This is a genomic window from Methanobacteriaceae archaeon (genome assembly GCA_013403005.1).
Taxonomy (GTDB): domain Archaea; phylum Methanobacteriota; class Methanobacteria; order Methanobacteriales; family Methanobacteriaceae; genus Methanobacterium.
On record JACBOA010000021.1, the window covers coordinates 1 to 22,259 of the forward strand.

Below are 22,259 nucleotides of genomic sequence, written 5' to 3' on the forward strand. Positions count from 1 at the left end.
AAAAAAAAAAAAAAAAAAAAAAAAAATTAATCATTAATTTCATACCAGAAAACAACCTGAAGATAGAAAACCATATAGAAAAAATTGACCATTAATGGGAAATCTTTCTAAATTAGACACTGAAGATGACCATGAAACCATTGTAGAATTATCCATGCTCATATCAGCTCATTACATCAATGCAGCACTTTACTCCAATGGTAGGTTAAGGCCAGATAAGGACTTAAAACATAATAGAATCCCCGGGACTCTCATGAGAGAAAAGTATTTCGATGAGCAAAGCAGGACTATCAGCAATCTTTTCCATGAACTGGAAGAAATGCGTCCCAGCCAGGTTTATGGTACTGGTAAAAACGGTGCAACTGATGAAAGAGCCCTGGAGATCTTATCCTATATTAAAGAATTTTCTGAGGCACTTATATATGTTTAAGGACGCTGTTAAGTTCACTCAACAAATAAAGGATATTGATAGAATTTTATCAGTGGTTCTTTTTGGATCAGTTGCAAGGGGAGAGTATGATAGGGAATCTGATGTTGATATATTGATTATTTATTCTGATAAAGATCCAGAAATTATTAAAAAAATTAACCACCTGGCACCAGAAAATTTCCAGATCTTACACCTTACCCTAGATGATTTAGCAGAAGAACCAACCCTTGCCGGTGCACTTTCAGGTGAGGGAATACTTTTACACGGCAAACCAGTAACCTTATCCTTGTCAAATGAAGATTTAAAGTCCCAGATGATAATTGCCTATGACACCACCGACTTGGAGAGGAGTATCCGTAGTAAGTTATACAGAGCTCTATATGGTGGAAGTTCAACTTATTACAAAGGCGGAGTCAAAAAGAAAAAAATATATCCTGGTATTTTAGATAAAATAAAAGCTAAAAAACTGGCTAAATCTGTTATATTAGTGGAACGTCACAACGCACCTGAAATAACTAAAACTCTAAGCTATTACCATGCCAAATGGAAGGAGATACCGGTGTGGACTTACTAGGAAACCGATGAATCCAGCTCACTTATCAGAATGGTCATAAAATTACTTTTCTCACAATTTGACTTTAAAGAAGCCATCAGTATCATAAAAAAGGAGTTAAACATGAAAATAGAAATTCTATCCTGGAATGTAAACGGTCTCAGAGCACGATATAATAATGGACATCTTGATTGGTTACAAGATGAGAACCCAGATATATTCTGCTTGCAAGAAATAAAGGCTACCAAAGATCAGGTAAAAGAAACTTTAAATGGATTCGATGATTATCATTCCTTTTATTCCTCTTCAACTATAACTCCAGGTTTTAGTGGAGTTGCTATTTACTCTAAAATCAAACCAAACAAGGTAATTCGTAGTTTTGGAGATGGAAAATACCAAGAAGAAGGCAGGATTCTCAAAGCAGAATACGATGATTTCATCCTTTTAAACATCTATTTCCCTACTGGTGCTAATTCAGATAAAAATATCCAGGAAAAAAACCTCCATCATAAATTAATGTTTTATGAAAGTTTCTTAAACCTAACAGAATCTTTATCATCTTCAGGTGAGAGAGTATTAGTTTGTGGAGATTTCAACATTGCTCATAAACCATTGGATCTTGCTAACCCTAAAAATGCATCCAAAAAGCCAGGATTCCTTCAAATAGAAAGAGCAATTATTGACAGATTAATATCCCAGGGGTATACAGATACCTTCCGTGAATTTAATCAGGAACCCCATCACTATACCTGGTGGAGTAACATGTACAACCTCAGAGAAAAAAATATAGGAATGCGTTTGGACCACTTCTTTGCTACCCTAAATCTTAAAGATCATATTAAAGATGCTTATATTCGTCCTGACATCATGGGATCTGACCATTGTCCTATAGGAATTGATATTCAAATCTAAAATTTTATTTTAGAATTATAAATCTTCACTAATTTTTAAAACCCTTTCATATTCCTTTTCCGATATATTAAATCCAGATGAATATTAAAAGATCTAAGTTTTCCTTAAAATCAATTTTCTCATCAGCAGCTGCTCTAAGTAAAATACCAATAGTACCAGTAATATTTAAACCCATTAATTTAGCAGTTTTCCTGGCCTGCCCATCATCAATAATTAAAAGGTCATCAATTTCTGTCGCGAGAATAATAGCCTCAGATTCACCTCTATCCAGATTAATAGCCATCGAATCATAGCTAAAGTATTTTCCACCTTTTTAACTTTTATCCAATCGGCAGAAGATACTACATCACTTCCCGGTTTTTTGTCACCAAAAACCACTATTTCTCGGTATACTTCTGGAGGAATGTATATTTCTTTAAAATAATCTTTTAGTAGATTTATTCTACTTATAATTGACAATGCAATTAGGGAGTTGAATTAGATACAACAATCATGGTCCTAACACTTTTTTAAGATTTTCCAGATCCTCTATTGCATCATCTGCAGTATAATCAATGGGAACATGCTTTTCATTAAGGAGTAAAATCATTTCCCAACGATTCAAACCCGCTAACTCTGCAGATTTTCCCAGTGATAATTCACCCTCACGATATAACTCAACAGCGAGTGAACGTTTTATCAGACCTTCTGACTGGTCTTTTTTTATCTTCAAGTTAGCTAAAAATGAACTTGGTAAGTTTACTTCAGCCTTTACTGGTCCCATATAAATCCATCACTAGTAAATTATTTATAGTACACTTAATTATTTAATTTTTATTACCAATGCATCCTTTAACCTTTAAATCTGCCTGATCTTACCCTCAACAGCAGCCTTCAATATCAGCCCGGTAAATGGGACTGTATGGGAACGTCCGTTTATGTTAAAGGTTAGTGCATGCCTGTCCGTACCAGTGAAGTACTCAGTTTTTTGTTTATTCTCCCGTTGAGATGCAATACCATCCTTGTAGGCTTCTATGGCTATGATCTTCCTGAGGTCTATGTTTATGGTTCTCTTGGAACCAATAAACACCAATCTCTTGTTGGTTAAAACCAGGGTTCCCTGGTCTATATTGCGAAGCTCTTCATGGGATTCGCTCCGGGCAGCCACACTTCCCATACGGAAGGAAACACCCTTAGCCACCCTTATGGTAGGCCCGCCATATGCACCACGAGTATGTCTAACCGCACGTGCCTCCCGAAGAGTAATACCACCCAAAACCACACAGGCCTCCTCACCTTTCTTTAACATAATAGGAGGATTAGGTATGGTACTTAAATTCACATTACCAGCATCTAATTGATTAACAAAATTTACCAGATCATTCTGGGCGGCTTTCTGTTCCATGATACGTTTTTCCTCATTGGACAAGCCACCATGCGCTATACGGGTCCATTCATCCTCAGTTAAGGTTTTCCTACCGTATCTCTTCCAAAAATCAGAACTAATATCATATATAGCCTTGAACAAATAATTTTTACCTTTCTGTTCAAAAACAGCACCACAGTACTCACATTCTAAGATATTCTTGGTGGAAAGAATTCCTTTATAGGTTTTAGGTGTGAGGGGATTGTGGTTGCAGGCCGGGCAGAGTTCCCTCCAAGACTCAGAACCATCTGGAGGCAGGTACTCTGCATCAGGAACTTCATCAGGACATTCTTCTGGAAACTCCTCGGTTTCAAGGCTCCTGGTAGGGGATTCTTCTGCAGGAATTTGATTGGATGGTGATTCTTTATATTGCTTTAAATCAGCACCGCACTCCAGACAGAACTTAGCATTCCAGGGATTTATATTTCCACATGAAGGGCAGGGCTCACCCCTCTCATCTAACAAGAAACCACACTCCATGCAGAAATGAGCTTCTTCTGGATTTTCAGTTGCACACTGGGGACATTTCATTTTCAAACACCCCTAAATATTTAAAGATCATAGGAAGATGAATACCTCCCCCATTAATAATTAGCATTAATATCCAGGATAAATTTAATTTGTCAGATAGGTTTTCATCTATTATTTTTTTCATCATGAAATCCTCATGAAATCAATATATTTCATTTCTTCTATTAGTATCATTATTATCCTGTTTTTTAACCAAATCTCTTACTATTTAGATCTTAGTGGAAGCTTCCAATAGAGAATCGATAAATGATTGGATTAGGTCTAATTTGGCCAGTTTATTGATCCATTTGGATGGTATTTGACTGGCTCCATAGTAGGCTCCTGCCAATTGTCCGTATATAGCCCCGGTAGTATCTGCATCCTCACCCAAATTCACAGCCAGCAAACATCCTTCCTGAAAGTTATCACTATTATAAAAAGCCCATAATGCTGCCTCTAATGATTTAACCACATATCCCCTCCCCCTGATCTCAGGGGGTTTTTTATCTTTATATGAACCAGCTGCCACTTCATCAATTTCAGGTGCTAGGGGATTGTCCTCCCAGTATCCTTCTATAAGGGAGTAACGGGGAGATAGTAGCTCATTTTTATCTGCACCTATCAGTGCTCCGTGTATGAGGCTGCCCAGATACCGGCAGGCATCAACTGCTAGGGGATGGTTATGGGTGGTGCGGCTGCTGAGACCAGAGCAATCAATAGCCCGAATAGGATAACTCATATAAAAAAGTGGCACTGGTGCCAGGCGCATCAGGGACCCGTTACCAGCTGAAAGTTCATGATCAGGTCCTGGATAAGGTTCACCAGTTTCATCAAAGGTTTTCAAAGCCTGAAGGGTGGTGTTGCCAATGTCAAAACAGTCCCCCATAACTGAGAGATGTCCTTCCTTGTACCAGCACTGGTAACGTGATAGCTGGTCTATGGGGTCAAATTTTTGCTTTTTGATGAGGCTTTCCATTAGACATAGTGCCAGACTGGTATCATCAGTCCACATTCCAGGCTCCAGGTTAAAGGGCCCTCCCCCTATCATGTCATGGACTGGTTGGAATGTGCCAGGACTCTTAAACTCCAGGGGAGCTCCCAGGGCATCACCAACTGCCAGCCCCAGAATAGCACCTCTGAACCTGTCCATGATCTCTTCTTTAACCTGCTCCAGCCTGACTAGGATCTTCACCATCCTTCCATCATCTAACAAGCTCCCGATAGAGCCTTCATCTATCCGCTCAGCATTAACCAGGTGTATGAATAAACTCTGCAGAGTGGCCAAATCTGCATTTTTCAAAGAATCAGGGTCATCTAAATATTTCTCTACCTCATCCAACCCGTGAAAACTATGTCCCCTGTTTTTATGGTACAAGTCCCGTATAAATCTATTTACCTTAAAAGAGTAAGATATACAGGGTAAATGTCCATTCTCAGATTTTACAGTGTAAAATTGGTTTCCCATATCCCTGAAATAGGGTAAATATGCAACTAGACATTCTATATCATCTAAATTAGGTAAGCGTGGTTCCTTTCCATAACCATTAAAATTCTTCATCTATAGTATCCTCCAATTAATATCACCGCCTCACTTTGATAGAAAAAAATCTGTATCTTATTTTCTATTTACCTTTTCTCATGTAAATATGCGCCAAAGTGAAATTTTTCTTTGAAAGGTTCCTAGGTTTCTGATGGTTTTCGAACTAAATTTTTTAGGACAAATCAGGAAATCAAAAATTATTGGGGAGGAATTTAAACTAGATTAGACCCAAACCTTAATTATTTTATATTGAACATTTTTTTCATGGAACAGTTCCAGTACTTCATCCACATGGGATGCATCAATTAAAAAAGTTGCTCTACCCATTTTCTTTCCCTGTTCCTGGACTATCCCCTTACCTTCATTAAAATATTCTTTGCCACCATGGATGGATTTCACCTGGTATCCGTACAATCTCCTTTTAACGAACATCTTATCCCTGGCTGGCAGGCCCTTAAAACTGTATGAAATGAAAGCAGAAGGTTTAAGATAATCTTCTTTGCCCAGTATTCTAGATGGAAGTGCATATAACACCACCCCATCTTTAGCTACTTCCCAGAGGAATTCGGAATCAATATTCTCATTCTTATTCATAAATACAAATGAGAAGGGGTTATCCATATGGTATTTCTTTTCCACCTCACCAGCAAGTTTATGAACCAATCGCCCCTCCTCACCTATTTCAGGATCATGGTCTGCATCAAAATAGAGTAAAATATCAATATCACTCTTTTTATGCATTTCTCCTCTGGCAGCTGAACCAAATAGCACTACTGCTTCCAGAGATGATATTTTACTTAATTTCCTGGCCAGCTCAAAGGAAATAACTTCAACATTCATCTTTCCATCTCTCAATAACTCTTAAAATCTGTAAAGTCTTTTTGATGGTATCTCCGTTTCCTTTAACTCCGTACCATCTCCCGTGCCTTAATGTTTCCAATTCTGAAAATGCATCTGCAATCTCATCATCATCGTTTTCCCTTAAAAACCTTAAAAGACCTGTATGAATATCTTTATGGACCCCATATTTCTTTTCAGAGCCATAAGCAATTTAATGTAAAGCACAACCATATACCAGTTCCACAACAGAACTTACATTTTTGTCACTATCCTTAAGTATTTCTATTGAATTTTTTATCTCGTTAGCTCTTTCTAGGTGTCCCTTGGCTTTCATAAAATACCTCTGTTTTATGAGTTTAGAAATCATCATATAAATATTTTCTGTATTCATATAACATAAATTCTGTTATTTAAGTACATAAAATGAGCTGGTGGATTTTTCCTTAGATATATATCATAAATTGAGTGTTCACTAGCAAAGATTTCCTACCTGATTAAAGATAGTAGAACCATTCTTTTTTAACAACAATATCCATAATCATTAAATATTCACAATTATAAGAACAATATAAATAAGGGATTTAATGGTTGGAAAAATGATAATACCTTACTCTACCTTTGAAGATATTGCCATTAATAAACTTAAAAGAAAAATAGGTGCTGATGATAACCCTGAACAACACCAGTCCATCAGTGCCCCCACCAGCCAGTCACAGTTTTTGGTTGCTGGGCCAGGGAGTGGTAAAACCACAGTCATGGTTTTGAAGATATTAAAATTTATCTACGTGGATGGAGTATCACCCAATAGTATCTTAGCCACAACCTTCACTAGAAAGGCAGCATCAGAGTTAAGTTCAAGGATTCTTTCATGGGGAGATGAAATACGACAAGCACTGCTTGAAGACCCTGAATTTAAAGACATACACCCAGATCTAAAAAGACTGGACTTCAACCAGATCATAACTGGAACCCTGGACAGTATCTCCCAGGACATACTCAAACTACACCGAAAACCAGGAGCAGCACCTCCAGTGGTCATTCAGGACTTTGTTACCAGTGCACTTATGCTCAACAAAGGACTTTTTCAAGGGGAAAAACACAAAAACCAAGACCTTAGAGACTACCTTATTCAACTCAGGGGAACATCATTCGGGTTCAACACCAATGAGATGAGCAAACAGCTTTTAGAAATCAAAGACCGGGTGTATTATGATCAGGTAGATTGGGATGAACTGGCCCGGGAAAAAGGAAATGAACACCCGGGTTTTAAAGTAGCCCATCAGGCAATAAACAACTATCTAGAGGAGCTTCAATCCAGAAATCTTTATGACTTTGCCATGCTGGAAGCTGATTTCCTGGATCAGCTAAAACAGGGAGAACTTGATGATTTCCTAAAGGGTTTGAAGATAATTCTGGTGGATGAATACCAGGACTCCAACCTCTTGCAGGAACAAATCTACTTCCAACTGGCAAAAGCAGCCATTGAAAATGGTGGGAACATTACCGTAGTGGGAGATGATGATCAATCACTCTACAGATTTAGAGGAGCCACTGTTGATCTTTTCACCAAATTCCAGGAACGCTTCAAAGAGCAATTAAACCACCCCACAGAATTAATCTACCTATCACAAAACTACAGGTCCACTGAAAAAATAGTGAACTTCTGCAACCAGTTCGTCACCCTGGACCCTGAATTTCAGTATGCAAGAGTTAAAGATAAACCAGCTATATTACCAGAAAGATCTCCACCCTTTACCGATTATCCTATTATTGGCATGTTCCGTGATGATGTAGAAACACTTGCCCGTGACTTATCCCACTTTATAGAGCAAGTGGTTTGTGAAGATGGATACAAAGTAGGAGATTATTTAATCAGGGTAAACCCTGATGAAGGTTCACCCACGGATCTTTCCATTCTTTTAAGTTCTCCACAGGAACAGGCCTACGATAGGAAAAAACTTCCCTACTATTTAAGGGAAAACTTAAAAATACCCATTTTCAATCCTAGAGGACAGAGTTTAGAGAGGACCTGGGAGGCTAGTGTTCTCTGCGGACTGATACTGGACTGTATTGACCCGGAATGTGAAGTTCAGGATTCTGTAGACAGTATCCCGAAAACTGCCCGGGAAAATTTCAAATCATGGCGGAAAACTGCCAGGGATTACCTGGAAACCGAACCAAACCCTAACAAACCAATTAGTTTGCAGGAATTTGTGCATGCATGGCAAAAAAGAGAACCGCTGGGTAGGAGGACCTGGAAAAAAACTGTTCCCCTCCTGGATCTGGTTTACAAATTAGTGACCTGGATTCCCAACTTGCAGGATGATGTGGAAGGATTAGTGTATCTGGAAGCCATAACCCGCACCATATCGGATACAGCTCTTTTCAGTAACTACGCTGGTGAGCTTGTTTTTGACAAAGAAAATCCAGAACGCGAATATTACTCTATAAAAGATGCTTACTGGAATATACTGGTTCCCATCGCAACTGGGGCTATAAAAGTGGATGAAGGACTTCTGGACACCCTCCCGGATAATAGAATAAATATCATGTCCATCCACCAGTCAAAGGGACTTGAATTCCCATTGGTAATTGTGGATGTGTGTTCAGATTTTAGAAACAACCATAAGTTGAATGCCTTTAAAAGATTCCCAGAGGATGGTGGTAGATCCTGTACAATGGAAGATGAAATTAGAATCTGCTCACCCCTAGGCTTACCAGAAAGACCTGGAAGACAAAGGGCCTTTGATGACCTTATAAGACACTACTTCGTTGCCTACAGCCGTGCCCAGGATGTTCTTTTGCTGGTGGGACTAACTACCTATCCCAGTATTCCTAATGTGGCCACTGGTTGGACTAGAGATGGGAGATGGCCTTGGGAGGGTTTGGATAACATAATCATGATTTAGGTGATGGCATGACTCTTTCAGTACGTTCAAAACCATATATTATCCCTGAATATAGTCTCACTGGTGATTTACTAGCATTTTTAACCTGTGGATTACAGTATCGCTATCAGAATAAGGGTACCTTACCTCCCTCCATGCCTATTCAGTTGTGGTTCGGAGACTTCATCCATGGAGTTATGGAGGAATCATACCTCAAATGGAAGGATGAAGATTGGAAAGACTTCCCCTGGGACTGGGAAACACAGGTAAGAAAAGTAGAGTTAATGATCCATAAACGTTTAGAATCAAGGGGACTTAAACCACCCGCCAATTTATTCTGTCCATTTGAAGGGGTAAGCGAACACCAAGGATTATGTCCTGATGAAGATCATCCCCACAAATTAACTGCCAGTATCAGGGCAGAACAAGCAATCAACACCTGGGGGCCTCATTTATTCCCTTTGGTTGATGATAATGAGGTTCGTTTAAAGGGGATAAGGGACATGCCCCACTTCAAAAAGGATGTTAGCCGGTCCAATTTTTATGGGATAACTGGAATTATAGATGTCTTGAGTTCAGTTAAAATTGAAGAAGCATCAAAAAAAAACCTTATCATTAAATATTTACACCGGGACCCTGTCTTTCTGGAAAAACTAGATAATCTCAAATCAGACCAATATGAAGTTATAGTGGATTACAAGGGAATGAAAAGACCATCTATAGGCTCACCACCATGGGACCATCATCACTGGCAGGTGCAAACCTATGCCTGGTTGAGATCCTTGCAATCAGAATCCAATCCCGTGTTGATTGGAATCCTCTTCTACCTCAATGAACTATCTTTATTTAAGGAAGACCTGATTATACTTAAAAAAGAGGTGCAAGAAGAAAAAACTGATGTCATGCCTGAAGGTGGTGACAGGAAGTCAATTTTAAAGTGGAACCCTAAAAAAAGAATCCCCTCGTTTTCAGAACCCTTCAGACACCTTCGATCGATAAGATTAATTCCCATTGATGAAGTTTCCATGGAAAAATCACTTCTTGAATTTGACAGTGTAGTGGCAGATATTGAACACAGCATCATAAATGAAGTGCATGGCCAGGTTATTCAGTCTTCATGGAAAACCAATCCAGATAGACGTAAATGTGATGCCTGTGATTATAAGAGTTTTTGTAAAAGTTCAGCTAGTCCTAAGAAGCTTACTGTTCCGTAATAATTATAAAGAAGTAGCATAATTGGTCCAGAAAAAAATCTATTAGGTCGTTGAAACTTTATTCAATTAACTTGATCTCTAGAGTAAGATTTTTAGGGTAAGTTAATAGGCAACCATCATGCTTATAATTGACACTATTAAGTCTTATTTTATTTACACCCCCCATTTTTTAATTATATGCCTCTTGTCATGATTTGCATCTAAATATAGTCAATTACTTCTAGTTTAACCTTTACAATTCTTCTTTCAGGGTCTTCTAAGCTTCCGGAGAACTTTTTTGATAGGTAACCGAATTTTGAGCTGCTGCCTGGAAATATTCTGTCATCATCAACAAAGGTTGTTTTGTTTGAAACGATATTTCCATTGGTATCATAACCAGTTGCATTTATTTTAACAAAACTAACAGGAGTGTTCCCATTATTTTTCACATAACCTCCGAATTCCACTGTACTGCCAGAAAATGAAAGTCGGTAAGCCTTGTAATCAATTATTTGTAAACTTGGATTTTTAGAACTCACTTCTATATTGCTCATTTCTTCTGAAGCAGTGAAATAGTAATATGCTGGTAAACCAACCAGCAGACCTAGTAGTAATAAGGCTCCCAGCAGGGTTCCGATTAAACGGGTTGTGTTCATAAATCTACCGTGCTCCTGGTACCAGGTTACTATAAGAACAACGGTTATTGTGATTGCAGCGACCATAAACCAAATCATGTTTCCTGATAAATATGTAGGCACTAGTATTAGTAAGGACAGACCGATGATAATGGGTATTCTTAGAAACAGTGCCATTTTTTTGCCCATAAGTGTGTACCAAATTACAAAGGCGAGAATTGCCACTACAAACAAGATGGAGAATATCTTATCTTCCAAGGGGAGGGCCATGAATTCTTGAATATCTTCCAGATCAATCCCCCTACCCACTTTAAGCACTGGGAGAAATACATTAGCAGTAACAGGAGGTGTATTAGCATCCAGATAACTTCCAGATGTTTCATGAACGTTTACTAAAGCAAAAACACCACTAGGAAATGCGATAAATCCAATAAATAAAAATATTAATAATTTATAATTCACCAGGTTCAATTTAAACTCCCCTATCCTTTTTTAAAAACCTAATTTCCTTTGATTTTATAACTTTTTAGAAAGAAGAATACCTAATCCTACTATCAGCAGGTGTGATTATTAGGCTAACTCTTTTACCTTATTTATATTTCATTCATCCGGAGGACTTTCATATTCGTCCTGGTCCTGAGAACTTTTAAAATACTTCCATTCACTGTACAATCCATACATTATCAGGATAAATGCAAATAACTGGAATAATATTAATACCTCCTGGTTGGTTATGCCAATTATTTGTATCAAGTTGGATATTCCAAATACCAGGAAAGCCATTCCTAAATAGAGTAGTAAGGGATCCACCCAATGGCGATAAACCATGTATGAACCCACCGCAATAATTAGAGAAAATACTATGTTTAATATCGGTAAATAATCAATACCCATCATCATTTACATCACCACCAATTTTTTCTTTGATAGAAAGGTTTAAAAAAAATTCAAATTTTGCCCCTCATGGATTCAATGTCGCTACTGGCTTTTAGGCCACTGCTACCCTCGGTAATGGTTATGGACCTGATCACTGCCCCTGAATTCATGTAATCTTCCGCTTTAGTACCTGCGTAAGGTTTGAATGGACCTTTAACTGTCCAGGTCTCTGATTTAGAACCTTGAGTGAATTTGACTAGTACTGAACCTGATGATTGCTGAACTCCAACTTCAACGTATATAACATCACCCTTCTTTAATCCTCCCACTGGAACCTTAATAGTCTCCCCTTTTTTCAAATTCGTGTATTTATCCTGTTCCTTACCATCTGGCACAATAAATGTGGTTTTGGGTGATGATTTGTTCACCCGATCCGGTACATTGGTGTTTCTAACCTCGTACATCACATTTACTGCACCTGAACCAGTGTTAGTAATCTCCAGTGAAGCGTCAGTGCCGTTTATGGGTGTAAAATAGGCTTTATAGATACCCAAACTAGCAATAGCAATAAAAATTACCGCACCGAAAAGGAGAATATATTCTGCTCCTCCTTGTCCCCTTTTTTCATCCATAAATCTCAGTGCAAGCACCCCCATCATCGTTGATAAAGACTATCAATATTGCACTTACATTATATCTATTCACTGATTAATAAGATTTAATGATTTTTTGGTGAAAATAAGCACATAACCATACATTTTATGGAGAAGTTACCTCCAGTGGGGAATTTCATTCAAATTTATGTAAAAATTAACCATTAGAAGTAATAAGGTAGCTATTAAAATTAATAGATCCGGAAAGAATGTCAAATTGAAGTTTAAGATTGTTTTTTACAAAAAAGAAGACAAATGAAGTCAAAAAAATATTTTTTTTGAATATCGTTCAACAACCATTTTATAGATCCCTAAAAATATTTTAGAACATAATCCTGGCAATCAATAAAAAACCCCCAATAAATAAACACTGATAAATAAGATACCGAAACGAGATTTGGTGGTTTCTACTGTTTAATAACCCGAAAATTTACAATAGAAACTATATGCCAAATCCCTAATGTTTCGGTTTTGATGTGTTCTTTAGCAAATTACATTCTATAGCTTCGCCTTTTACTGTAAGTGGACATTTGATTTTTTTCAATGTCAGATGTATTGAAAAATGCGGTGTGTATAACCTGGTTCCGGAAGATTAAAGCTGAACCCACTACACTGGGGCCTTCCAGACGATGATCACAACCATAGCCCACTGATTTATGCTTTTCATCCATACACAAACGAACCTCATCCAAAAATGATTTGCTCTTATCTAACCCATTATAATATTCTTCACCATTCCCCTTTAGTATTGCTTCCAATGCATAGCTTTTTAAGAGTTTAGGGTAGAGAATTTGGAAGGCTTTGCTGCTGGAGACCATATCCATACCCATAACTTCTCCATTAAACATTACCAGCAATCCTTTTTGACCATCAACTAAAGGGAAAGATTGGTGATATTTCGAGAGCTCATCTTCCCTGGACTGGTATACATCGCTCATTGCCTTGGTACTTGAACGTACCCTGGCATCACGGCTCATATTATCGATTTCATTCCAAAGTTCCATCTGGTCTGATCGGAACTGGCCACTATCCCTTACTGATGCGAGTACGGATCTGGACTTGGACTTGCGCAATCGAAGTGAAGCCACATTTCCTGAATCTCTGAAATATTTGGAATTGTAACTCCATCTTCCCTGCTCAGTACAGCTTACAGGAATCACAGTTTCACGTTGCTCTTTAAGAAGGATGGTTGTATTGAGAACACGGTTCTGCTTGGCTCCAACTAGTTCTTCCCCATCCAGTAAAAGTACCGGAACATCGGCCTTATTTATAACCTTCAACTCCGGTACTGATCCAGAGTCATCAATCTCAGTTACAGTTAAAAGATCAGCCTCCAAAGCTTCTTTCAGGGTAATGTATGGGATTTCATCTCCTTTGTTAAAAATGGGAAACACTGACATTCCCTTATATTCTTGTACTTCTCCTAATTCCATCTGGTATATGTATTCAGCAATAACATCATCCACTTTAACACACTCCTTTAGACCTTAATATCATATTGCATGGAAAAAACCTTCTATAATTCATATGGCCCTCTTTTTAATGCTGTTTGCATTTTTTCTTTCAAAATCTCATGAAGCAAAGGCTTTTTTAAAATGGCATAAGGCACTGTTTTCAGTGCATCTTTAATTAGCCCTTGATCATTCTGTCCGGTTACAAATATCACAGGAATATCCAAACTTTTTATCCTCTTAGCTGCTTCAATTCCATCTAATTCACCCTTCAACCCAATATCCATCAATATTAGATCAGGCTTAGACTTAAAGGATGCTTCGACAGCGTCCTCTCCTCTATAAACCACTGATTCCACTGAGTATCCCCATGAAGTGATTTTATTCTCCAGTCCCATGGCAATGATGGCATCATCTTCAGCAATCATTATTCTCCTATTAGAACACAGATAGATACCCCCCCATCCTGAGTGGTGAAAATAAATGCGGAATTATAAAAAAAAACAAGGGAATTATTCACACATTTATGGTTTGCTGGAAAATATTTCCTTTTTCACTTCCACCAGCAAATGCAGAGTCAAAGAGCATGACCTGAACTTTGGCAGGTGTTTCTTTATCATACAGTGAACTCATTCCCCGGGCTTTTATGGTTTGACCTGCTTTGGCATCGTTAATATTCCATGCCAGGGGGGTGCGTTCTATAACTGCACCATTTGCATCATACCATACCAGCACCATTTCTATGTAACTCATATCCTGATTGGGTACAATATCACAAGTTACATAGTACATACCGTAACCTTGATTTGATACTTGCAAATTAGAAACATTCACTGAATTTTTATTCCCTGAACTGGTGCAACCACTAACTGCTACCACTAGTAGTATGGCCACCACTCCCCATATTAAACCAACTTTTTTCATACAACTACCTCATTATTTTTCTAAAATTATCCTGATTTTTTTTAAACTTTATTTCCTGACTAATGCAACCAAACCTGCAATAAAGATTAATATACACCCTAATACTCCAAAGAGTGAAATGCTTATCAAAAGCCAGATAGCGCTAATAATAAGAATTATACCTCCCCATTTAGGATTTCGAGTGACGTATATGGCAGCGATAATGCCGACTATTGAAGCTAAGATGGCACTTACTCCCAATTCAGGGACAAATATTAAACCAATAATCCCACCAATCAATCCAAAAATTCCTCCAGCAATTCCTAAAGCCATCTCAATAGTTCTCGAAGGCTTGGTCTCAGAAAGCTCTACTTTACTAACAATATTTTCTTCCATAATCACTTCTCCTTAATTTAAGGGAGGCAAAAAGAATATTGCCTCCCCTTTTTATACCAACTCCCCAAAAGGTGGTACACATCATCATATTGTTGTTATGCTATATAAATGTTTATGTTAAACATGTACAAATATAAAAAAAATTTAACTGCAATATATTAAACCCATATATAAAAAATAAAAAATGAACTTTTCATTAATCAATATGATTACTCAGCATCAAAACACTAATATATGGGTTAAAGGAGAATTATATTATACATTAAAAAAAAACTTAAGAAATTCTACAGTGGTTTGTATGGAAAAAACCCTTATATCAACGATTTATTCTTTAGAACCAGTAATGGCATGTATCACTCAATTTTCTCCCAGTAAAGTAGTTCTTCTTCGCGAAGAGGATGCTCCTGATAAAATTATCGAATCAGAGCGGATGCTGCAGGAAACTGTGGGTAAAATACTGGAAATAAGATCCCACCCCACCAGTATTTACAATGTGGTAATGATTGCCAATGACACTGCTGAAATCATTGATGAGGAGCACGCCAAGGGCAGGAAAATAGTGGTTAACATTAGTGGCGGTAGAAAACCACAAGCCCTAGGAGCCTTATTTGGATGTTACGCTCGTCAGGATATGATAGAAAAAATAGTCTACATCACCGAAGAGGATAAAAATATAATCGAACTACCCAAATTGAACTTCGGAATATCCCGCACCAAGAGAATCATCCTGGAAGAAATAGCCTCTGGAGAAAACAACGTAAAGAACCTTTCTACCAAGATCGGGATTAGCCGGGGGATGACCTACAACCACATCCGGGAACTAAGGGAAATGGGCTTAATCAATCACAACTCTATGAATATCACCAGTGCTGGTGAACTGGCCATAATCTAATTTAAAAAATATTAATTTATTGTCCTAATGATTCCAAATGCTTCATAAAACTCCTGTGATTAACTATAAAAATTAAATAAGACATCAATCATTAAATTAATACCATTCAGGTGTTTTTCTATGTACTTTACCGCTGGACTAATACTCATTATCATAGGATGGATAATTCAGTTCTACAAAACCACAATACAGAAAGATAGAAATATAAACAGATACTTCATCCTTTTCTATATTTTAGGTGTAATCTTACTTGTTGCTGGTAACCTATTAATTAGCGACTTCGCCAGTAGTGTTTTAAACATAATTAGCGCTATGTTTCCCCTATTAATACTCATTTTTATAATTAAGGAAGATTAAAATTCTAATATCATTTATCCATAAAAGCCATTATAAATGGGGCTTTAGTTTGATGGTAATGTAATAGATAGGTCCAAGGGAGGTAAATTCTGCAAACAATGCAGTACTCAGACCAAATAACAACAGATCACAGCCAGGAATTCACACGCACTCGCTGTTATATGGAAATAGAACTTGGTTTAAGTTACTGTCCAGTTTGTGGATCTGGTCTTAACTGACATTTAAATTAAAGTATAAAAACATTAATAATGACTTAAAAGTATTTTCAACATAAATCAATAGTTTCTGTGTTACTAATCTAACAAAATAATTTAAATTAAATATTTAAATTATTTATTAATAAAAGATATATAAAAAATAATAAAATATAGAAATAGACAAAAAAATGTCAAAAAATGAGATGGGGTTGGGAATTTGGTTAGATTCTTGCACACTGCTGACTGGCACCTGGGAATGAAATACAGTCAATTACATGAGAATGCAGAAAAAGCTAGACAAATTAGAATAAAAACCATCCAGAAACTACTGGACCAGGCAGGACAAGTTGATTTTATATTGATGGCTGGTGACTTATTTGACAGTAATGATGTGGATAAGAGACTTTTGAATACTGTTTCTGAAATACTGGGCCAATCAACCGTGCCCACATACATCATTCCTGGAAACCATGATCCTCTCACCCTTGACTCATTATACAGGGACCCGGTCTGGGACAACCTGGATAATGTTATCGTTTTCAAAGAATCTGAACCCTTCACTATCCCTCATCTTAGTGTAACCATTTACCCCTCTCCAGTCAGCCAGAAACAATCCAAAAATGATCCCACCCAATGGATTAACTCTCATAATGTGGAAAGTGAAGATAATCCAAGAAATGATAGAAATGACATTAAGATAGGTCTGGCCCACGGAAACCTGGCCATCGAGGGTTTTATAGACAATCCCAACTTTCCCATAAACCCCAACCGAACAGAGATATCAGATTTGGACTATCTGGCATTAGGAGAATGGCACTCTCTCTACACCCATCAGGACTCATCAGGAATTAACCGCACTGTCTACCCTGGAACCCCAGAAACCACCAAATTCAGTGAACAAAATAGTGGAAAAGCAGTAATCGTTGATATCCAACACCCACGCTCTCCACCAATTATACAAGAAATGGACGTGGGCAACCTAACATGGGAAAAACACAAAGAGCAAATCAACAGCATGATCGATGCTCAAAACCTTCACTTTAAAATTCAACAGATAAAAAATCCACAAAAACGGGTTATATCCATAAACCTGACTGGAGTCACAGATCAGGACACCATTAACTACCTGGACGCATTTCAAAGTGAGTTCCAGAATCGGTTTATGCACTTTGACATTAGAAAAGATGGTCTTTTCCTCAAACCCAACCTTTTAGAACTTCAAGCTCTCCTCCCTGAGGGTGCAGTGGTTAACCGCACCTTCGAAGCCCTGATAGCCTTGATGAAAACCCAGCCCGAAATACAGGAATATTCCGAGCTGGACCCGGAACGTACCAGACAAATATTCAACGAACTGCGGGGCAGCGAAGTGTTAGAAGGATTATCACCAGAAATTATTAACCGTGCCATCCTTTTAATGTACCAGCTCATCAGGGAGGCAGCACCATGAACATCAAAACCATCCACCTGGAAAACTGGAAAAAATTCATCAACCCAGTGGAAATTCAATTAGAAGAAGGAATAAACGTATTATACGGTCCCAATGAAAGTGGAAAAACCACCTTAATTGACTCTATCATCACCACCTTCTACTCCAAGCACACCAGCAACTCCCAGAAAATAAAATCTCTCAAACCATGGGGAACTTCACTTCATCCCAGAAGCAGTATAACATTCACCAAAAATAACCACCAATACCGTATCACCAAGGGATTCCATGAAAAGAAGAGTTTGCTTGAGAAAATGGATCAGGGATCCTGGATTAAAATCGCAGAAGGAGATCAGGCTGATAAAAAACTCATTCAACTAGTTGGTGGGCAGATAGCACCAAGAGGTGACACCAAACCTGAATACTGGGGACTAGGACAGAGCCTGTGGATGGTGCAGGGAAACCCTATCATCCAGGAGGAACTAAACGACGAGACTGTTTCATCCATGCAAAAAATGGTAAACGCCACCATTGAATCAGATGATGAAAAGAAAGTACTCAGAGAAATCAGATCCAGATTTATGGAAAACTTCTCACCAGTAAAGAAGGAACTTAAAAAAAAGAGCCAGCTGGGAAGGTTAAAGGACGAAATAAACAGCTTAAAAAGTGAATTAGACCTATCAAATTCTAAAATAAGAAAAAAAGAAACCCTTATAAGATCATTAGAGGATAACCAGATTCTTGTTGAAAAGATCCAGGGCAATTTAGAGACTGCAAAAAAAGAAAAAACCCAACTGGAACGTGAAGTGGAAGAAGCACATGAACATCAGAGAAACAGAGAAAAACTGGAAAATGAAATAGAAAAACTTAAAAAAGAATTTGAATCTTCCAAAGAACGTTCAGAGGAGATAGAAAAAGCCAAATCTGAGATTAAGAGAATCATAGAATCCAATAATGCTATAAAACTTCGATTAGAACCCTTAAAAGCTGAGTTAGATAAATTGAATAAGAAAATGGATGATGATAACACTGCCATCCGTAATTTAGATGAACAAATAAACATCCATTTGGATGAAAAAAAAAATAGCAGGCATTGCCCACACTGCGGTTATTGATGAACAGACCCTGGATGAGAAAAAAATTCAGTTTAATGAGATAACTGACCTGAAAAGAGATATAAAACACACCAAAGAGAAATATGATTCCATAATTGTTCCTGATAATCAGGAAATGAAGAAGATTGAAGAATTATATCAGGATATACGTGATGCAGAAACCAGTCTAAAAGCTATGGGACTGAAAATCAAGGCTACTCCTGATAAGAAAATGTCAGGTGAGATATTCCGGGATGGTGAAAAAAATAGCTTCCATCTCGAACATGAATCCGGGAATTGGACTGCACATCAATCTCTGAAAATGTTCATTCATGGTGTGGGGGAAATCACAGTCACAAGCGGAAGCCAAGATGTGCAGGGAATGAAAGAAAAACTGGAAAACTTGAAAACTCAATACCAGGAACTAATGGATTCTTACCCCACCCATGACCTTTCCCAATTAAAAAACATGCAGAATAAGAAAGAATCCCTGCAAAAAGACCTTAAATGGCTTGAAACCCAACTAAACAGGAAAAGCAAAAAAGGCGAGGATGAACTCTTAAAAGAAATAATAACACTTGAAAACAGAATAAAGTCAAACTGGAATAAAATACCTTCAGAATCAGACTTTAAAGAATGTAACGGTCAGGACAAATTCTTAGTAAGAAAGCATTTATCAGAAAAGATAAATCTTATGGAAGAGGTCATAAAACAGATGCAACGCGACCGTCAGAAACTCAATGAAATCCTGGAAAATGATAGGAAAACTGTTGAAAAAACCAACCAGCTCATGGTGGAACTGAAAACCCAGTTACATGGTAACAATCAGCGCAAAGATGAAATTGAAAACAGACTCCAGAGATTAAATGAAGATGGCTTAAGTGCAGAGGAAAGGGAATCTAAATTAAACCAGTTGTCTCTTGAAATTGAACAAAAAGAACGAGCCTGGAAGAGTTACCATGCAGAAATCGAAACCAAAGAAATCAAACCCTTAAAAGCCTTCGAAGGATTAAAAAATAGGGTTGAAATGCTTGATGAACAACTCAGAAGTCAGGAAATCAAACGTGCAGGGATGGAAAGGGAACTGTCCATTCTAATGGCCCAATCAACAGATTCAACTGTGATAGAAGAAAAACTGGCACAAATGGAGATGAAAGAGAAGGAACTGGATATTGATACTCAAGCTATTAAACTTTTATACAACCTAACCTCATTCTACCATGAAAAAACCATAAACCAGCTCTCTGAACCTCTGGAAACAAAGGTCACCCAGGACTTGGAAAGGTTATTAGGGCCCAAATACTCCCTTAAATTCGATTCAAAAATGAAACCTAGATCAGTCAATGCTTTAGGTGAAGAAGCGCCCCTGGATATTCTCTCCTTCGGAACTCAGGAACAGGTGTGGTGTCTTTTCAGATTAGCATTAGGAAGTATTCTATCTCAGGGAGAAAAACAGTTAGTGGTTCTGGACGATCCCCTGGTAAACACCGATCCAGTGAGAATGCATCATGCCCTGGAAATACTGGAAGAAAATTCTAAAAACATGCAAATAATCGTGGTTACCTGTGATATAGACAAATACAGTTCACTATCTGGCGCTAACTTTATTTCCATGGATGAAAAACTCAAAGAGATTTAATGAGAAATCCCACACAAAAACATTATTTTCTTTCACCACCTAAACTTCCAAAAAGTCTTTAAAAAAAGTTTTCAGGACTAAAATAAATAAATGCTTTAAAAATAAGATAATCAAATATGATCTCTGTTTATAATATTCAGATGGTCTGAGTTCTAAATAAAATAACATACTTAAATAACAAATAGGATGCCAATAGGTTTTTCCATGGGGGATAAAATGTGTGAACAATGTGATTTTTGTGAAAACCCAGGTCTGGATAATTGCATAATCTGCAACAGATGCTACTGTGTTGACCATATGGGTGGAGACGGTTACTGTATTGATTGTTTCTTTGGCACTGGTCTTTTCTAATATTTACAATCCCTATGATTTATATGGTTCCTTCTAAGATATAGAAAATGATTAATAGGGCTGTGGACAAAAAGGAATGATTTTCTAATTTTTTTCCTGGTTTTCATATTCACTCGAACATATTATCTGGTATATTGGGTGCAGAGTATCTTTACTGGTACTGGTTGTCAGCATCACTCCAGTAACCTGCTCTTTTATGTTATGAGAGGCAAGAAACCATTATAAAATGATGGTGATGGCTGCAAACATTCGATATACAGTGATCCCATAATTCTTAATAGACCAGTTCATACATATATTTAAATTGAATTTTAATTGAATGATTTTTATGATTGAAGGGGGTTACAGGAATGCTGGATTTTGGTTTAAGTGACAATGCACAGATGAAGGATTATGCCACTAAATTCTTAAATGAACTCATCCCTGGAGATGAAATAACGGGAGAAATTGTTGTTGGCGAATTTAAAAAAGTACCCATGGGAAAAAGAGAAGTTGCAGAATTCTTCATCATTATAACCGATCATAAAAGTCACAGCAAATGGGTTTGTGAATTAACCACCCCCTATTATCCGGAAACTGACAATATTTACGGTGAAAAAGGAGGTGTGTTTTACACTTTCATTGACAGTTTAAACCATGAGGTTAACAGAACACCTCTTAACTGGCAGGAGAACTATTCAGTGAATTTTAACCGGTTCAGAAATACTATTAATCATAATCTCTCCAGTGTCACTGTGGAAGCTGTAAAACCAGCAGATGAGGATGCAAAAACTGTTAATTTAAAGGTTACCCATGCTGTGGTTAAGACTGAGGTGAAAAAAACTGAACCTAAAACTATTTATGATCTGGCACAGGAAGACTCCATAATACTTATGGCCTATGCTCACCTGCGCAATAAAGGAGACCGGATCACCGTCAAAAACATTTCCTTCGAGCTGAAGTCATTTCTCGATGATGGTAAAATAACAGAAGGCGCTTACAAGACTGCCCTGGAGGAATTGAAAAAATTAAAACCATCAGTTGATAGCGAGTAATGGAATTTCTCATAAATCTCTTTGAATTTTTGCTATTTTTTCAAACGAAATATAAACAGGATAATTTAATTGATTGAAGAAATA

Annotated in this window: 22 protein-coding genes; 10 read left to right on the forward strand and 12 right to left on the reverse strand. The window is 37.5% G+C overall.

Annotated elements, in window-relative coordinates; translation table 11 throughout:
* Positions 1-272: 272 nt before the first annotated feature.
* The gene (locus tag HVN35_10905; protein ID NYB53049.1) at positions 273-1,004 is read left to right on the forward strand and encodes a nucleotidyltransferase domain-containing protein; all 732 of its coding nucleotides are present in this window, start codon (positions 273-275) and stop codon (positions 1,002-1,004) included.
* A gap of 102 nt (positions 1,005-1,106) precedes the next feature.
* Positions 1,107-1,895, forward strand: a complete 789-nt coding sequence (gene xth / locus HVN35_10910) for an exodeoxyribonuclease III (GenBank protein ID NYB53050.1) — start codon at positions 1,107-1,109, stop codon at positions 1,893-1,895.
* Between the two features lie 67 nt (positions 1,896-1,962).
* Here xth and HVN35_10915 read toward each other — a convergent pair whose 3' ends face one another.
* The 5 genes from HVN35_10915 to HVN35_10935 form a co-directional block, all read right to left on the reverse strand.
* Entirely contained in the window at positions 1,963-2,178 is a 216-nt protein-coding gene (locus HVN35_10915) for a hypothetical protein (protein NYB53051.1), read from the reverse strand.
* A 207-nt stretch (positions 2,179-2,385) separates the two neighbouring features.
* A complete protein-coding gene (locus HVN35_10920) occupies positions 2,386-2,658 on the reverse strand; it encodes a UPF0175 family protein (protein ID NYB53052.1) in 273 nt (90 codons plus the stop codon).
* 75 nt (positions 2,659-2,733) lie between these two features.
* Positions 2,734-3,831 (reverse strand): zinc ribbon domain-containing protein, encoded by a 1,098-nt coding sequence (locus HVN35_10925; GenBank protein NYB53053.1) that lies wholly within the window; start codon positions 3,829-3,831, stop codon positions 2,734-2,736.
* Positions 3,832-4,039: 208 nt separating this feature from the next.
* Entirely contained in the window at positions 4,040-5,005 is a 966-nt protein-coding gene (locus tag HVN35_10930; GenBank protein NYB53054.1) for an ADP-ribosylglycohydrolase family protein, read from the reverse strand.
* Between the two features lie 567 nt (positions 5,006-5,572).
* On the reverse strand, positions 5,573-6,190 hold the full coding sequence (locus HVN35_10935; protein NYB53055.1) for a nucleotidyltransferase domain-containing protein: 618 nt from the start codon (positions 6,188-6,190) through the stop codon (positions 5,573-5,575).
* A gap of 584 nt (positions 6,191-6,774) precedes the next feature.
* On the opposite strand from HVN35_10935, the gene HVN35_10940 reads away from it, so the two are divergent.
* Positions 6,775-9,099, forward strand: coding sequence for an ATP-dependent helicase (locus tag HVN35_10940; protein ID NYB53056.1), 2,325 nt, complete (start codon positions 6,775-6,777; stop codon positions 9,097-9,099).
* 8 nt (positions 9,100-9,107) lie between these two features.
* Positions 9,108-10,292, forward strand: coding sequence for a PD-(D/E)XK nuclease family protein (locus tag HVN35_10945; GenBank protein NYB53057.1), 1,185 nt, complete (start codon positions 9,108-9,110; stop codon positions 10,290-10,292).
* Between the two features lie 200 nt (positions 10,293-10,492).
* Here HVN35_10945 and HVN35_10950 read toward each other — a convergent pair whose 3' ends face one another.
* The 7 genes from HVN35_10950 to HVN35_10980 all read right to left on the reverse strand — a co-directional run bounded on the left by HVN35_10950 (position 10,493) and on the right by HVN35_10980 (position 15,185).
* Positions 10,493-11,377, reverse strand: coding sequence for a hypothetical protein (locus HVN35_10950; GenBank protein ID NYB53058.1), 885 nt, complete (start codon positions 11,375-11,377; stop codon positions 10,493-10,495).
* A 129-nt stretch (positions 11,378-11,506) separates the two neighbouring features.
* Complete coding sequence (locus tag HVN35_10955; GenBank protein NYB53059.1) at positions 11,507-11,734, reverse strand: hypothetical protein; 228 nt, start codon at positions 11,732-11,734, stop codon at positions 11,507-11,509.
* A 119-nt stretch (positions 11,735-11,853) separates the two neighbouring features.
* Positions 11,854-12,423 (reverse strand): class III signal peptide-containing protein, encoded by a 570-nt coding sequence (locus HVN35_10960; protein NYB53060.1) that lies wholly within the window; start codon positions 12,421-12,423, stop codon positions 11,854-11,856.
* A gap of 503 nt (positions 12,424-12,926) precedes the next feature.
* Complete coding sequence (locus HVN35_10965) at positions 12,927-13,901, reverse strand: hypothetical protein (GenBank protein NYB53061.1); 975 nt, start codon at positions 13,899-13,901, stop codon at positions 12,927-12,929.
* A 50-nt stretch (positions 13,902-13,951) separates the two neighbouring features.
* Positions 13,952-14,314 carry a response regulator gene (locus HVN35_10970; GenBank protein NYB53062.1) on the reverse strand — a complete coding sequence of 121 codons (363 nt, stop codon included), beginning with the start codon at positions 14,312-14,314 and terminating at the stop codon, positions 13,952-13,954.
* A gap of 88 nt (positions 14,315-14,402) precedes the next feature.
* A complete protein-coding gene (locus tag HVN35_10975; GenBank protein NYB53063.1) occupies positions 14,403-14,810 on the reverse strand; it encodes a hypothetical protein in 408 nt (135 codons plus the stop codon).
* A 48-nt stretch (positions 14,811-14,858) separates the two neighbouring features.
* A complete protein-coding gene (locus tag HVN35_10980; GenBank protein ID NYB53064.1) occupies positions 14,859-15,185 on the reverse strand; it encodes a hypothetical protein in 327 nt (108 codons plus the stop codon).
* A 298-nt stretch (positions 15,186-15,483) separates the two neighbouring features.
* On the opposite strand from HVN35_10980, the gene HVN35_10985 reads away from it, so the two are divergent.
* The 6 genes from HVN35_10985 to HVN35_11010 all read left to right on the forward strand — a co-directional run bounded on the left by HVN35_10985 (position 15,484) and on the right by HVN35_11010 (position 22,175).
* A complete protein-coding gene (locus tag HVN35_10985; GenBank protein NYB53065.1) occupies positions 15,484-16,077 on the forward strand; it encodes a CRISPR locus-related DNA-binding protein in 594 nt (197 codons plus the stop codon).
* A gap of 120 nt (positions 16,078-16,197) precedes the next feature.
* Positions 16,198-16,434, forward strand: a complete 237-nt coding sequence (locus HVN35_10990) for a hypothetical protein (GenBank protein ID NYB53066.1) — start codon at positions 16,198-16,200, stop codon at positions 16,432-16,434.
* Between the two features lie 414 nt (positions 16,435-16,848).
* Positions 16,849-18,078: a DNA repair exonuclease gene (locus HVN35_10995; GenBank protein NYB53067.1), complete on the forward strand. Its 1,230-nt coding sequence runs from the start codon at positions 16,849-16,851 to the stop codon at positions 18,076-18,078.
* Positions 18,075-19,172 (forward strand): AAA family ATPase, encoded by a 1,098-nt coding sequence (locus HVN35_11000; protein NYB53068.1) that lies wholly within the window; start codon positions 18,075-18,077, stop codon positions 19,170-19,172. Before HVN35_10995 ends, HVN35_11000 begins: the two co-directional genes overlap by 4 nt.
* Positions 19,129-20,790, forward strand: coding sequence for a hypothetical protein (locus tag HVN35_11005; GenBank protein ID NYB53069.1), 1,662 nt, complete (start codon positions 19,129-19,131; stop codon positions 20,788-20,790). Before HVN35_11000 ends, HVN35_11005 begins: the two co-directional genes overlap by 44 nt.
* Before the next feature lie 701 nt (positions 20,791-21,491).
* Positions 21,492-22,175 carry a hypothetical protein gene (locus HVN35_11010; GenBank protein ID NYB53070.1) on the forward strand — a complete coding sequence of 228 codons (684 nt, stop codon included), beginning with the start codon at positions 21,492-21,494 and terminating at the stop codon, positions 22,173-22,175.
* Positions 22,176-22,259: the final 84 nt, after the last annotated feature.

Coding starts and splice junctions, on each gene's coding strand:
- HVN35_10905 (NYB53049.1), top strand. CDS start 273: ATGAGCAAAGCAGGACTATCAGCAATCTTTTCCATGAACTGGAAGAAA.
- xth (NYB53050.1), top strand. CDS start 1,107: ATGAAAATAGAAATTCTATCCTGGAATGTAAACGGTCTCAGAGCACGA.
- HVN35_10915 (NYB53051.1), bottom strand. CDS start 2,178: ATGGCTATTAATCTGGATAGAGGTGAATCTGAGGCTATTATTCTCGCG.
- HVN35_10920 (NYB53052.1), bottom strand. CDS start 2,658: ATGGGACCAGTAAAGGCTGAAGTAAACTTACCAAGTTCATTTTTAGCT.
- HVN35_10925 (NYB53053.1), bottom strand. CDS start 3,831: ATGAAATGTCCCCAGTGTGCAACTGAAAATCCAGAAGAAGCTCATTTC.
- HVN35_10930 (NYB53054.1), bottom strand. CDS start 5,005: ATGGTGAAGATCCTAGTCAGGCTGGAGCAGGTTAAAGAAGAGATCATG.
- HVN35_10935 (NYB53055.1), bottom strand. CDS start 6,190: ATGAATGTTGAAGTTATTTCCTTTGAGCTGGCCAGGAAATTAAGTAAA.
- HVN35_10940 (NYB53056.1), top strand. CDS start 6,775: ATGGTTGGAAAAATGATAATACCTTACTCTACCTTTGAAGATATTGCC.
- HVN35_10945 (NYB53057.1), top strand. CDS start 9,108: ATGACTCTTTCAGTACGTTCAAAACCATATATTATCCCTGAATATAGT.
- HVN35_10955 (NYB53059.1), bottom strand. CDS start 11,734: ATGGTTTATCGCCATTGGGTGGATCCCTTACTACTCTATTTAGGAATG.
- HVN35_10970 (NYB53062.1), bottom strand. CDS start 14,314: ATGATTGCTGAAGATGATGCCATCATTGCCATGGGACTGGAGAATAAA.
- HVN35_10975 (NYB53063.1), bottom strand. CDS start 14,810: ATGAAAAAAGTTGGTTTAATATGGGGAGTGGTGGCCATACTACTAGTG.
- HVN35_10980 (NYB53064.1), bottom strand. CDS start 15,185: ATGGAAGAAAATATTGTTAGTAAAGTAGAGCTTTCTGAGACCAAGCCT.
- HVN35_10985 (NYB53065.1), top strand. CDS start 15,484: ATGGAAAAAACCCTTATATCAACGATTTATTCTTTAGAACCAGTAATG.
- HVN35_10990 (NYB53066.1), top strand. CDS start 16,198: ATGTACTTTACCGCTGGACTAATACTCATTATCATAGGATGGATAATT.
- HVN35_11000 (NYB53068.1), top strand. CDS start 18,075: ATGAACATCAAAACCATCCACCTGGAAAACTGGAAAAAATTCATCAAC.
- HVN35_11005 (NYB53069.1), top strand. CDS start 19,129: ATGAAAAAAAAAATAGCAGGCATTGCCCACACTGCGGTTATTGATGAA.
- HVN35_11010 (NYB53070.1), top strand. CDS start 21,492: ATGCTGGATTTTGGTTTAAGTGACAATGCACAGATGAAGGATTATGCC.